We start from the raw sequence: 12,260 nt of genomic DNA on the forward strand, positions 1-12,260 counted from the left end.
CTGTGCCAGAAGATCCCGCGCCATCGACGCCATCTGCTCCGCGAACCGACCCCAGTCCACGCCGTCCTCCGCCACTCGTCACGTCCGGACAAGCCTCATACCCGGTCTCGGGCGAGACTCGCCACCACATCGCGGACGGATACCCGCGGCGGGCAGGAAGATGGCGCCAGGTGCTGCTGACTCGTCCTTGTGGCGGGGCGGACGACAGGCGAACGGACTGCCGAACCGGAGATCAAGTTGTTCGGGCCGGCAGTCCGAATGAAGTGCGGACGGGCCCCGGAGTCCTCCAGGGCCCTGTTTCAGGGGCCTCGCTGCCAGCCTTCGGCGGGTTGAGCCGCGCGAGCCGGGCGAGAGCCCCGCCTGCCTGGAATCAGCCGGCCAGGCGGCTGCGCAGCAGAGCCTTGCCCAGGTCTGCGCCCTTACGGCTGTCCGCCTGTGCCTTGGTGAACAACTCGACCAGTTGCTCGTCCTTCGCCCGCTCGGCGTCCTTGATGTAGGTGTCCAGCCGGAGGGCGTTCTCCAGGCAGCTCTCGACGTACCAGAGAAGGTTGTAGTCCTTGTCCTGGGTTCCGGTGATGCCTCCGGTCTCCGTGGCACTGGCCATCGTCGCATCACTCCATTCCGTGGTGTCGAAGCGGGCGCTTGGCCCGCCGGCATTGTCGTCCGGACCGGTCGAGTACCCCGGAGGGACACGACGCACCACGGGGAGCCGACCGACAACCTCGTCGGCGTTGCGGGGGACCTGACCGTTCAGCCGCCGTGGCCTGGCCGTCGAGGACCTGCTCACCGCCCACGACCCGGGTTTCACACCGGACCCCTTGGACACCCGGGACGAGAGGGGCAACGGGGACAGGACGGATGAACCGGACCTCAACAGGCCGGACTCAGAAGGAAGATGAACCGCCGTGACTGCGGAAGCCGGCGACCGAACCGCCGTTCGCCGACCCGAAACGGGCTGGGCGAAGGCACGCCGCCTGCGCGGGAAAGCCGTACGCACCTGTCTGCGCGCGACGCTCGACAACAGCGCGGGACGGTTGCGGCAGGGAGACGACTGGAACGTCGTACGGGGCGAGGACTGACCGCTTTCGCACGCGCACGCCGGTAGTGCTCTGTCACCAGCGCTCTGTCACCCTGTCGTGCGCACGGTCGGACGCCGGTTCCCGAACGGCGGCGGCACCCGACCGGGTGGACATCGCCCGGAGCGGCGGGAGGTCCCGTCCGAACAGGGAACCACTGTCAGCTGGGCGGGACCCACCCGGCCCGGACATGACCAGCGAGGGGCGGACAGACGATGGGGCATGGCGGAGACGCGATCGCGGAACTGATGACGGACCACCGGGAGGTCGAGGAGATGTTCGCCCGCATCCAGGCGATGCCGGCCGGCGGGCAGGAACTCCGTGACGTCGTGGACGAGGTCACCATCGAACTCGTACGGCATTCGATCGCCGAGGAGGAGTACCTCTACCCGGCGGTGCGCGAGCACATCGCAGGCGGCGACCGCATCGCGGACAAGGAGATCGCGGACCACGGCCGGGTCGAGAAGCTCCTCAAGGAGCTGGAGAAGAAGGACACCGACGACCCGAAGATGGGCCCGTTGCTGCAGCAGCTCATGGACGAGGTCTCGGCCCATGTCCAGGACGAGGAGGACAACCTCTTCCCCGCGCTGCGGCAGGCATGTACGGCGGAGACGCTGAACGACCTCGGGGACAAGATCCGCCGGGCCAAGTCCATGGCCCCGACCCGCCCGCATCCCTCGGCCCCAACCACCCCGCCCGCCAACAAGCTCCTGGCCCCGGGCGCCGGCCTGGTGGACCGGGCCCGCGACCTCATCACAGGCCGCGGCAAGTCCTGACCCCGCAGGAGCCGGTTGCGGGCCGGGCGGCTCCCGCCCGGGTTCCCGATCAGGAGTCCGGGCGCGCGGCGGGCCGTGACGAGGCTCAGTCTCTCTTCGGGTTCGGCTGAACACGCTGTGGGGTCCCAAGCGGGGCAGCGCGGCCCCGCGACACAGCTCGCGGGACCGAGCTGCCGGACACTGGCGAGCACGCTCCCGAGGGACCGACCGTGGCGGTGTCGGTCACTGGGCGTCCTTCTCGAACTCGGCGCGGTCGAAGCGGTGTCCGCGCCTGACGGTGTACGTGATGGTGCGCAGGTTGCCGATGTCCTGGAGGGGGTTCTCGTCCAGGACGGCGAAGTTGGCGAGTTTGCCGGGTTCGACGGTGCCCATGTCCGCCTCGGTGCCGGCGGCGCGGGCGCCGACGAGGGTGGCCGAGCGCAGGACGTCGGCGGCGGGGATGCCGCAGCGGTCGGCGAGGAAGGCGAGTTCGCCGTACAGGGCGGGGAAGGGGTCCCCGGGGTCGGTCTCGTGGTCGGTGCCGGTGCAGACCGCGACTCCGGCGCGGTACGCCTGGGCGGTGACGGCGGCGGCCAACTCGGCGTTGCGGGCGGCCCGTTCAATGGATTCGACGGTGTCGCCGCGGAGTTCGTCGCTGGTCCACATCGACGCGGTGGCGTCCAGGACCGTGCCCCGGCGGCGCATCTCTGCGAAGAGGGCAGCCAGTTGCGGGTCGTCGCCCGCAGCGAAACGGTCGTGGTCGACAGGCGGTTTGGTCTTGTAGCTGCTGAGGGGACCGATGGGGCCCTCGAAGGCGAGCAGGGTGACGTGGGAGACGCTGTCGACGCCCGCTGCGACGACCTCGCCGGGCGCGGCCGGGAAGACGGTGGCGTGCGCCCAGACGGCGATGCCCTGGCGGTGTGCCTCGGCGGTGACGGCTGCGACGGTCGCGGCGTCCAGGTCGGCGTAGACCTTGATCGCGGCGGCGTGGGTGCCGCGGGCGAGGGCGACGGCGATGGGCAGGTCGGTGTCGGGGGTGACGGCCTGCATCCAGGGGACGGCGCCGGGAACGGCGCCGCGGGAGACCTCGTGGGTGCGGGGGTCGTCGAAGAAGGAGGGCCCGGCCATGAGGGCGGCGTAGCGGATGTCCGGGCCGGGGATCTCGCCGACCAGGGTGGCCCGGGCGAGGTCGCCGATGTGGCGCAGGTCGTCGGCCATGTCGCGGACGGCGGTGACCCCGCTGTGCACCAGACGGCGGAGCACCGCTTCGGCGACGGGCCGGTCGGGCGGGGTGGCCAGGTGCTGGTGGGTGTCGATGAGGCCGGGGACGACGAACCGTCCGTCGAGGTCGACCCGGGGGGCGTCGGCGGCGTGCGGGGGCAGCGGGTCGGCGTCGTCGGCGACGGTGTGCAGGCGGGCGCCGTCGGTGACGATCGTGGTGTTCGGCCGCAGCGGGCCGCCAGTGCCGTCGAAGAGGGTGGCGCCGCGGTAGACCGTGACGGTTCCGGCGGGCGGAGCGGCCCAGGGGGTCGGGGCGCCCGGGGGCAGGTCGGTCATGGTCACCCTTCGGTCCGCTGGGCTTTGTTACGCTGTGCGTAACAGCTGTATCGTGTGGCGAAAACCCAGGTAACTGTACTCTGCAGCCGGCAGACCGGCGCAAGGGCCCGTACCGGACAGGACGCGCCGGGCCGCGGTCGTCGCGGTACCGGGGACGAGAGGGAAGAGCCACCGTCATGCCCGACGCATCCGTCGCCCCGGGGCCGCCCCGGTCGGCCGTGGACAAGGCCCTCGACCTGGTCGAGGCCGTTTCACGCGCGCCGCACCCCGTGCGGCTGACCGACCTCGCCGCCGAGGTCGGACTGCACCGCGCCACCGCCTACCGGATCCTGCTGGACCTGGTCCGGCGGGGCTGGGTACTGCGGGCCGGTGACCGCTATCTGCCGGGCGCCGCCGTGCTGCGGATGTCCGCGTCGGCCGCGGGCAACTCGCTGACCGCGCTGGCCCGTCCGGTGCTGGAGCGGTTGTCGGCCACGACCTCGATGATGGTCAACCTCCAGGTGCTGGAGGAGGGCGGCGGCCGGGTGATCGACGTGGTCAGACCCGAACGGCTCGCCATGATCAGCCATCTGCGCGGCGAACTGCTGCCCGTACGACGGTTCGCCGGGCCGCAGGCCCTGGTCGCCGCGCTCGAACCGGAGGCGCGCAAGCGGTGGTTGGGCAGGCTGCCCGGGGACGACCCGGACCTCACGGACCTCACGCGGGAGCTGGCCGAGGTGGCTCGGACCGGTGTCGCTGTGGAGCACGGCCGTAACGACAAGCTGGTGGCCTCCGTCAGCCGGGCGGTCGTGCCCGCCCCCGGGGCACCGGTGTGCGCACTGACGGTCGTGGGGCCGGAGTCTGAGTTCGACGGCCCGAAACTGGCCGCCGTGGAGCGGGAGTTGACCGCGGCCGCCGATGAACTGGTGGCGGCGCTGACCGTAGACGGAGCGGAGGCGGGCCGGTGAGCGGTGTGCTGGTGCTGGACCGCCGGCAGACGGCCGCCGCGCTGGAGCCGGCCGCCGTGCTCGAAGCGGTGGGCCGGGCGCTCGTCGCCGTCGCCCGTGGCGAGGTCTCCGTTCCGCCGCGGATCGCCGCCCTGACGCCGGCCGGCCTGCTGGGCGCGATGCCCGGGTACGTCACCGGGCTGGGCCTGGCCGCGAAGCTGGTGACCGTGACCGCGGATCCGTCCCACCCCGGACGGAGTTTCCACCGCGGGCTCGTGGTCCTGTTCGACGAGCACGACGGGCAGGCTCTCGCACTGGTGGACGCCGAGGCGCTGACCGAGGTCCGGACGGCGGCGTCCGCCACGCGGAGCGCGCTGGCCCTGGCCGCACGGCCGGGTCTGGAACGGGTGGCGGTGGTGGGGACGGGGGCGCAGGCGCGCGCCCAGTTGGCGTTGCTCGCCGCCGTCCGGCCGGAGGCGGAGGTCGCCGTGGCCGGCCGTGACCCGGTGCGGGCGGGTGAGGCGGCCGTGCTGTTCCCGGGTGCGCGGGTCGCCACGGGCATCGAGGACGCGGTGCGCACGGCCGACGTGGTGTTCTGCTGCACCGGCGCCACCGCTCCCGTCGTCCGCCGGGAGTGGCTCTCCCCGGGTACTCATGTCTCCTCGGTCGGCGGCTCGCACGGGCCCGAGCTGGACCCCGGCACGGTGCGGGACGCGGCCCTGTTCGCCGAGTGGACCGGCGCGGCCGCATCGCCGCCGCCGGCGGGCGCCCACGAACTCCAGGACCTGCCCCCGGGACGGCCCGTCACCCTCCTCGGCTCCGTCCTCGCCGGCGACCATCCGGGGCGGGACGGCGACACCGAGGCCCTCACGGTCTTCAAGTCCACCGGGCACGCGGCGCTGGACGTCGCGGCGGTCCGGGTGGCCTACGACGTGGCACGGGCGCGCGGGTCGGGGGTGCGGGTGGACCTGTGACGGACCGCCGGGACCGTCCTGCTTCGACAAGACTCTTTGTTTCACAGTACATCTAGATGCATAAAGCGGTTATGGACAACCGGATCGAAGAGCGGGCCGCCGACGGCCGACCGGGCGGCGAGGCTGGTCTCTCCGGGGCCCCGGAGCAACTGATGGCCGCCGTCGAGCAGTTGGTACGGCATGTACGGCACAGCGCCACCGCCGGTGGCCTGAGCACCGCCGCCTCCTCGGCGCTGGCCCGGCTGGGCCGGGAGGGTCCGCTGCGGCTGACCGAACTGGCCCGAGCCGAAGGCGTCTCACAGCCGGGGATGACCCAGCTCATCGGCCGGCTGGAGCGCGCGGGGCTGGTGGCACGGAACGCCGACAGCAAACCGACGGGCGGGGTGTCCTCGTGGAGATCACCGCGACCGGCCTCGACGTGTTCCGGCGGCGCCGCGCCGAACGCACCCATGCCCTGCAGGAGCTGATCGAGGAACTGACCGAGCCGGAACAACGGGCCGTACGGCTCGCCCTGCCCGCCCTGGCCCGCGCGATCGAGGAACGCCGGGCACGCGACTGAGGCGCCCGCGAACCTGCGCGCCGCCAGGAGCAACGCCCTCCGGCATCCGCCCCGTCCAGGCCATCCGTTCCCGTCCATTCCGGCCGTCCCGCCCATTCCGTCCGTCTCAGATTGGGCGAGTACATCGCGGACCTTCGGGCTCCGTTGGAGATCAGTCAGGAGCAGCTCGCCGACAAGACCGGCATCAGCCGGCGCACCATCCAGCGCATCGAATCCGGCGAAGGCGACCCGCGCTACAGCGAACTCATCCGCATCGCCGCCGCCCTCCGCGAAGACGTGGACGTGCTCATCAGCGGCCCACCAGAAGGCCCCGCCAGGCCGCCACAGGAGTAGCGGACGGACGGGGCCAGTCGGCCGCTGGTTCACACCGGCCAGGACGCCTCCGGTGAGTCCAGCCACGCCAGGTGCTCGCCATCCCACGTCACCGTGAGCCCGAACCGGTCGTAGTCAGGCTCGCCGAGATCCGGCCACCAGTGCAGGGCACTCTCAACTTCGTCCCACAGTCGGCGCGGTCCGGACTGCCAGACGTCTGTGTCCCCGATCTCGCGGAACATCACGCACGCCCAGGAGCGGTCGTCCAGCCCGTAGAACCAGACCGGCCGGTCGCCACCGCGGCTGGCGGCCGGCACCTGGTAGCAGTTGCGCACGTGCAGGCCGATGGCGAACGTCCGGGCGTCGAAACGGTTCTCGCCGAGCAGGTCGGCCTCCGTGACCTTCGTCGTCGACCGGTCAGCACTGGCGATGCCGCCGGCCGGGACGTAGACCGCGTGCCCGTCGAAGTGGCGCCGCTGCGCCCGGAGCTTCATGAACTCCGCGGCCCGCGTGAACCGGCCCTCGACACCGTGCTCGCTTCGGCAGAGCCGGGCGATGGCGTCCCCGTTGCTGTAGTCGGTGCCCCATGGGGACACGATCATCCCGTCGAGACGCAGCTGCTCCAGCCACGCTGCCGGGATGCGCCGCAGGCCGGCCGTGGCGATGATCCGGTCGTACGGTGCTCCGGCCGGGTCCCCGAGCGCGCCGTCCCGTGTGAGAACGGTGCCCAGCAGGTTGCGCGCACCAAGGCAGTCCCGGGCGGCGTCCGCCACCTTGGCATCGATCTCAATGCTGGTGACGTGGTCCGGGCCCAGGCGGTGCGCGAGCAGCCCGCAGTTCCACCCGGTGCCCGTACCGATCTCCAGCACCTTGTGCCCGGGCTCTACGACCAGGTCCGCCAGCATGCGGAAGACCACCGAGGGCATCGACGCCGACGAGGTCGACTCACCGTCGGGGCCCGTCCCGGCGCCGTCGTCCCACTGGGTGACGATCGGGATGTCCTCGTAGGCATACCGGTGCCACGTCTCCGGGTCCTTGCGCCGGTCGACCTCGACGGGCCGCCGGGCGTCCATGTCGAACGGCCAGATGACGTCAGGCAGGAAGCTGGCTCTCGGCACGGCTGCGAACGAGGGCTGCCAGTCGGGGAGCATGGCCCCAGCACTCAGGAGGTAGCGGGCCAGTCCGGCCCGCTCCTCCGACATGACGGTCTGCGCCATCAGCCGATGAACCGCGGGCCACCGTCGGGGGACGGCGGGTCGGACGGCCCTGGCCACGGCTCGCCGGGCAGGCCGTCGCCGTCGCCCTCTCCTCCGCCACCGTTCGCGAGGTGCTTCATCTCCATGCCGACTCCCTCGACGGTCCGTCTCATCGTGGCCCTTCCCGATGGGGTGAACTGTGACTCTCAGCGATAGTTGGCCAGTCTCAGTGCTACTTGGCCGCAAGGGTGCCCTGGTGGTTTGTCCTGGGCGCTCGCGCGGTCCCTAGAGGCTGTCGCCCCGGGTCACCTGGCAGGGGCTGACGGGCCGAGGGCCGGCAGTCTGTCCAGGTGCCGGGGGCGTAAGGGCGCGATAAAACGTAGGAGTGAGGGACGAGGGCACCCCTGATGAGGGTGCACGGCCACAGCATGTAGCGAGACCGGGGATCGACTACCAGGCGTTGTTCGCGGTCACCCCCAGCCCCTATATGGTGCTGGGCCCAGACCTGGTGATCGCCGACGTCAACGACGCGGCTTGCCGGGTGACCGGCCGCACCCGGGAGGATCTGCTCGGCCGATACCTCTTCGACGCCTTCCCTGAAAATCCGGCGGACCCGGGCGCTGAGGGGGTGCGGATTCTGCATGACTCCCTGCACCGCGTCTTGCGCACGAAGGAGACGGACGCGGTGGCGGTGCAGAAGTACGACATTCCCGTCGCCGACCAGCCGGGCATGTTCGAGGAGCGGTGGTGGTCCGCGATCAACACCCCAGTGCTCGGGCCGGACGGACAGGTGGCGTGGATCATCCACCGGGGGGAGGACGTGACCGAGTTCCTCCTCTCCCACCCCCGCCCGCGAGAAGGCAGGGTGTTCAGCAACATGGAGGCGATAGAGGCCGAACTGTTCGAGCGGGCGCGCGAACTCCAGCGGTTGAACGAGGAACTGCGCCAAGCCAACGCCCGGGACCGCCAGGTCGCCCTCACCTTGCAGGAGGCGATGCTCCGCTCGCCTCACCTGGCCCGGCACCGGGACACCGCGGTGCGCTACCTGCCCGCCGCCGGGTCACTGAACGTGTGCGGCGACTGGTACGAAGTGGTCGACCTGCCCGAGAACAGATTCGCCGTCGCGGTCGGCGACGTCGTCGGCCATGGCCTGGAGGCAGCCACCGTCATGGGCATGCTCCGTAGCGCACTGTCCGCCTCCATCCGCGCCGTGGACGGGCCAGCGAGGGCCTTGGACTGCCTCGGCCTGTATGCACGCTACGTGGAGGGCGCGCTGGCCACCACCGTCGTCCAAGCCGTCGTCGACAGCCACGCTCGCCGCATTACGTACAGCTGCGCCGGCCACCCGCCACCCGTGCTGGTCCACCCTGACGGCACCTACGACTTGCTCGATCAAGCCACCGACCCTCCGCTGGGCGCCCGCCCCGAACCCGTCCCCCGCCCTCAGGCCGACCTGACCTTCACTCCCGGCGACACCTTCGTGCTCTACACCGACGGCCTCATCGAACGCCGCGGCGAGGACATCGACGCCGGCCTCCAACGCCTCACCGACGCGCTCGCCCGCTATGCCCGCCACAGCCCCGAACACCTCGCCGACGCCCTGCTCGCGCACCTCGGCGTCAGCAGCGGCGCCCGCGACGACATCGCCCTGATCGTCCTCCGTCTATGACATGCACCACCAGCTGAGCGAAATAGGTGGCGAACCCCGCCAACGCGCCACATCGAAGTCGGGGCCCCGATCGCCAACTATCTCTGAGCAAAATGGCCAACCGCCATTGAGCGCCGACCGCCCACCAGCGCACTTTCCAGCCTCTCTAGCCACCTATCGCTGGGGGCCACAACCAGCACCTGTGCCGGTCAGCGATAGTTTGCCCGCGTAGCGCTGGGACAGCGCGGTACGGCTGGGGAACCCGGTCGCCGCCTGACGGTCGAAGTCGCCGCCCTTGGTAGTGCCGGAGGATGAGTGACTCACCTGCCCCTACATAAGGTGTGCGAATCTGACCGACGGCAGAGGCTAGGGAACGGGTGACGACGCGGGAGGCACGCGATGCGTGAGCACTACCACGAGGAACTGGAGTCGATCACTGATGGGCTCATAGAGATGGCGAACCTCGTCGGCTCGGCCATCGGCCGTGCCACCACCGCCCTCCTCGATGGCGATCTACAAGTCGCCGAGAACGTGATATCAGGTGATGCGGAGGTCGATGGTCTACAGCGCGACTTGGAGGACCGCGCGATCGCACTGTTGGCGCGGCAACAGCCGGTCGCCACAGACCTACGGATCGTGGTCACCTCTCTGCGTATGAGTGCCGATCTCGAACGGTCGGGAGATCTCGCCCAGCACGTGGCCAAGCTGGCCCGGCTGCGCTATCCCGATCGGGCGATTCCGCGTGACTTGCGCCGCACGATCCTGGAAATGGGCCAGCTTGCACAGCGTCTGATGGCCCAGACCGCCGAGGTGCTCATCACCCGCGACGTGGACGCGGCGCTTCAGATGGAGCGGGACGACGACCGCATGGATGAACTGCACCGTGCGATCTTCCAGCACCTTATGGACGACCGGTGGCATCACGGGGTCGAGACAGCGGTCGATACGACGCTTATAGGCCGCTACTACGAGCGCTTCGGCGATCACGCTGTGGCGGTAGCCCGACGTGTGGTCTTCCTCGTTACCGGTGAGCAGGCGGACGACCTGCTAACCGAACCGCCCACGATCGCCTGACCGATCCCAGGGCACTCGCGACGCAGGGAAACCCGGCTGGCATAGGGCTGGCCGGGCTCACGAACGGAGGCCCGGACCACATCACTGTTCCTGGGACCTCCGCGTTTCCAGGTTACGCCCGCTCCGGCTGGTTAAGCCTGCTCCCGACGATCGGCATGCCGCCGGATGACCGCAACCGCAGATCGGCCAAGTTGCTGCGCGGTCACCGATGTCCCGGCGTCAACAACACCCTCACCACACAGGCGGTGATGGTCGTCTCGCCGGTCGAGCGTCCCGTCGCCTCCTCCGCCTACGGCTTCCTGCGGTTCATCGGCGGCGGCCTGGCCCCGTACGTCGCCGGGAAGCTGGCCGACGCGACCGACCTCAGCGTGCCGTTCTACCTGGGCGCAGGCACCTTCCTGCTGGCGATCCCCGTGCTGGCCGGCGGGCACCGGCTGCTGCGGGACGCGGAGGCCCGCCTGGCCGAAGGCGAGCCGGCCGTCCCCACGCTCACACCCGTCGGGCGCCAGGCCTCGGCCGGCACGGGTCCGGTCGTCGTGGCCGTCGGCGCCCACCAGCAGGCCGCGGCCATCGTGGACGCCGCCGCCCGGCTCGCGCGGGACACCGGCAGCCCGTTGGAGGTGGTGCACGTCCAGCGGACCGCCGTCGTCGAGGAGCTGGCGGCGGACACCGAGACCCCCGACGAGGCCCGGGCCGCGGTCGTCGCCCATCTCGACCGGCTCGCCGCCCAGGGGTTCGCCGCCACCGGCCAGATCCTGGACAGCGTCGGCGACCACGCCGCCGCCGGCCGGGTCCTCGCCCGGCATGCCGCCGAGGTCCACGCCCGTGCCGTGGCCGTGGGCCGCTCACCGCGCGGGCCGCTCGCCCAGTTCGCCGACGGCAGCCTCACCACCGCGCTCGCCCACGCCGCGACCTGCACGGTCGTCCTGGTCGACCCGGCCGACGCGCCGCTTCCGCTGACCGCGTCGACACTCGTCGAGCTCCGCGAGCGGCCGGATGAGTACACCGAGCCCTGCTCCGTCGCCTCCCTGCGGCTGCCCGACGGAAGCGTCCGCGCGTGGGGCAGCGGCTGGGAGCCCGTCGAGCACCTTGCCGCCGGCCCCCGCCTGATCGACCTGCTCTCCGCGTCGTCAGCCACTCCCCCGCTCACCGATATGCCGTACGGCGGCGTCCATTTCGACCCGCTGGCCCGCACCGTCTCGCTCTGGGCGGTGCAGACCGTGGCCGGCGTCCACAACTGGCCGTTGCCGGGCTGGGAGGACTGGGTCCTGGACTTCCGCGGCGACGACCACACCCGGCAGGCCGGACTGCTGCCCGCGGACTTCCCCTTCCCGTCGCCGCCGCTCGCGGCCGCGCTCCGGAGGCTCGGCGACGACCTCAGCGCCCAACTGCCCGACATGAGCGTGCCCCTGGCCCGCGCCATGGGTGCCCCCGGCCCCGAGGGCACCACCCCCGTGGTGAACCCCGCTGCGCTGGTACCGCACGAACCGGCCGATCCCACCCCGGCCGAACTGGCCGCACTGCGTGGGGCGATCGATGCGCTGGTCACAGGGGCGGAGGTCGACTGACCCGGCTCGGCTCGGTTCTCCGGTCCGCGCCGAGTCATGTCATGTCATGTCATACCGAACCCGAACACGATGTCGGGCCAGTCCGTGTCAGGTGTCCCGTCGTCGAGCGCCTCACCGATCGTCCGCTCTTCGTATCTGAAGTGGGATTCCATGATCGCCGCCAGTCCGTCGAGTTCACGCCCGATCGCTTCCAGGGTGGGGCCACGCGGTTCGGCAGCCCGGTCGCCGAGTTCGCTCATCCGGGACAGGATCGAGGAGATCAGTGCATGGTCCTCGACGAGATTCGCGATCGTCGCGGCGAGATCCGGGCGTTCCCGGAGCAATTGGGCGAACATCCCGTTGTCCTCACCCTGATGGTGCGAGGTCAACGCGGTGCAGAAAGCCAGGCAATGGGTGAGCAGCACGTCGTCACCCAACGGCCGGTGTCTGAGACCTGTCCTGATCTCACGGATCTGGCGACGCAGTTCTTCATGCGCCAGCGCAAGTTGCCGGCTCAAGGCGACTGCACGGTCGCCGTCACGGGAAGCCATGGATGGCCGCCCCTTCGATTCCGCACCTCCATGCCTGACGCAGACCGTCACCGGCACGCGATGCTGCCGCCATCCGATCACGCGA

Annotated in this window: 12 protein-coding genes and 2 pseudogenes; 9 read left to right on the top strand and 5 right to left on the bottom strand. The window is 71.1% G+C overall.

The genetic code is table 11. The features are described from left to right. Positions 1-370: 370 nt before the first annotated feature. On the bottom strand, positions 371-604 hold the full coding sequence (locus tag ACFY0P_RS41520; protein WP_388925903.1) for a hypothetical protein: 234 nt from the start codon (positions 602-604) through the stop codon (positions 371-373). A gap of 301 nt (positions 605-905) precedes the next feature. Between ACFY0P_RS41520 and ACFY0P_RS41525 the strand changes: the two genes are divergently transcribed. Further along, on the top strand, positions 906-1,079 hold the full coding sequence (locus ACFY0P_RS41525) for a hypothetical protein (protein WP_388925906.1): 174 nt from the start codon (positions 906-908) through the stop codon (positions 1,077-1,079). 212 nt (positions 1,080-1,291) lie between these two features. Continuing rightward, positions 1,292-1,852 carry a hemerythrin domain-containing protein gene (locus ACFY0P_RS41530; protein WP_388925909.1) on the top strand — a complete coding sequence of 187 codons (561 nt, stop codon included), beginning with the start codon at positions 1,292-1,294 and terminating at the stop codon, positions 1,850-1,852. A 222-nt stretch (positions 1,853-2,074) separates the two neighbouring features. Here the strand turns inward: ACFY0P_RS41530 and ACFY0P_RS41535 are convergent, their stop codons facing one another. Then, positions 2,075-3,388 (bottom strand): amidohydrolase family protein, encoded by a 1,314-nt coding sequence (locus ACFY0P_RS41535; RefSeq protein ID WP_388925912.1) that lies wholly within the window; start codon positions 3,386-3,388, stop codon positions 2,075-2,077. Positions 3,389-3,564: 176 nt separating this feature from the next. Between ACFY0P_RS41535 and ACFY0P_RS41540 the strand changes: the two genes are divergently transcribed. The 4 genes and pseudogenes from ACFY0P_RS41540 to ACFY0P_RS41555 all read left to right on the top strand — a co-directional run bounded on the left by ACFY0P_RS41540 (position 3,565) and on the right by ACFY0P_RS41555 (position 6,180). Continuing rightward, positions 3,565-4,335, top strand: a complete 771-nt coding sequence (locus tag ACFY0P_RS41540) for an IclR family transcriptional regulator (RefSeq protein ID WP_388925915.1) — start codon at positions 3,565-3,567, stop codon at positions 4,333-4,335. Further along, positions 4,332-5,288 (top strand): ornithine cyclodeaminase family protein, encoded by a 957-nt coding sequence (locus ACFY0P_RS41545; protein WP_388925918.1) that lies wholly within the window; start codon positions 4,332-4,334, stop codon positions 5,286-5,288. The genes ACFY0P_RS41540 and ACFY0P_RS41545 overlap by 4 nt, the downstream gene beginning before the upstream one ends. Before the next feature lie 152 nt (positions 5,289-5,440). Then, positions 5,441-5,847: pseudogene (locus ACFY0P_RS41550) on the top strand (MarR family winged helix-turn-helix transcriptional regulator). A 111-nt stretch (positions 5,848-5,958) separates the two neighbouring features. Then, positions 5,959-6,180, top strand: a complete 222-nt coding sequence (locus tag ACFY0P_RS41555; protein ID WP_388925921.1) for a helix-turn-helix transcriptional regulator — start codon at positions 5,959-5,961, stop codon at positions 6,178-6,180. Positions 6,181-6,209: 29 nt separating this feature from the next. On the opposite strand, the gene ACFY0P_RS41560 is transcribed toward ACFY0P_RS41555, so the two are convergent. Both ACFY0P_RS41560 and ACFY0P_RS41565 read right to left on the bottom strand, forming a co-directional pair. Then, positions 6,210-7,376: a protein-L-isoaspartate(D-aspartate) O-methyltransferase gene (locus ACFY0P_RS41560; protein WP_388925924.1), complete on the bottom strand. Its 1,167-nt coding sequence runs from the start codon at positions 7,374-7,376 to the stop codon at positions 6,210-6,212. After that, the gene (locus ACFY0P_RS41565) at positions 7,376-7,501 is read right to left on the bottom strand and encodes a hypothetical protein (RefSeq protein WP_388925927.1); all 126 of its coding nucleotides are present in this window, start codon (positions 7,499-7,501) and stop codon (positions 7,376-7,378) included. Before ACFY0P_RS41565 ends, ACFY0P_RS41560 begins: the two co-directional genes overlap by 1 nt. Positions 7,502-7,815: 314 nt before the next feature. On the opposite strand from ACFY0P_RS41565, the gene ACFY0P_RS41570 reads away from it, so the two are divergent. The 3 genes and pseudogenes from ACFY0P_RS41570 to ACFY0P_RS41580 form a co-directional block, all read left to right on the top strand. Then, positions 7,816-9,024: a PP2C family protein-serine/threonine phosphatase gene (locus ACFY0P_RS41570; RefSeq protein WP_388925930.1), complete on the top strand. Its 1,209-nt coding sequence runs from the start codon at positions 7,816-7,818 to the stop codon at positions 9,022-9,024. 378 nt (positions 9,025-9,402) lie between these two features. Continuing rightward, the gene (gene phoU, locus ACFY0P_RS41575; RefSeq protein ID WP_388925933.1) at positions 9,403-10,077 is read left to right on the top strand and encodes a phosphate signaling complex protein PhoU; all 675 of its coding nucleotides are present in this window, start codon (positions 9,403-9,405) and stop codon (positions 10,075-10,077) included. A 215-nt stretch (positions 10,078-10,292) separates the two neighbouring features. Continuing rightward, positions 10,293-11,063 (top strand): annotated as a pseudogene (locus tag ACFY0P_RS41580) (universal stress protein); the annotation flags it as partial. A gap of 626 nt (positions 11,064-11,689) precedes the next feature. Here ACFY0P_RS41580 and ACFY0P_RS41585 read toward each other — a convergent pair. Then, a complete protein-coding gene (locus tag ACFY0P_RS41585) occupies positions 11,690-12,175 on the bottom strand; it encodes a hemerythrin domain-containing protein (RefSeq protein ID WP_388925936.1) in 486 nt (161 codons plus the stop codon). Between the last annotated feature and the right edge of the window lie 85 nt (positions 12,176-12,260).

The organism is Streptomyces sp. NPDC001714 (genome assembly GCF_042892755.1).
Classification (GTDB): domain Bacteria; phylum Actinomycetota; class Actinomycetes; order Streptomycetales; family Streptomycetaceae; genus Streptomyces.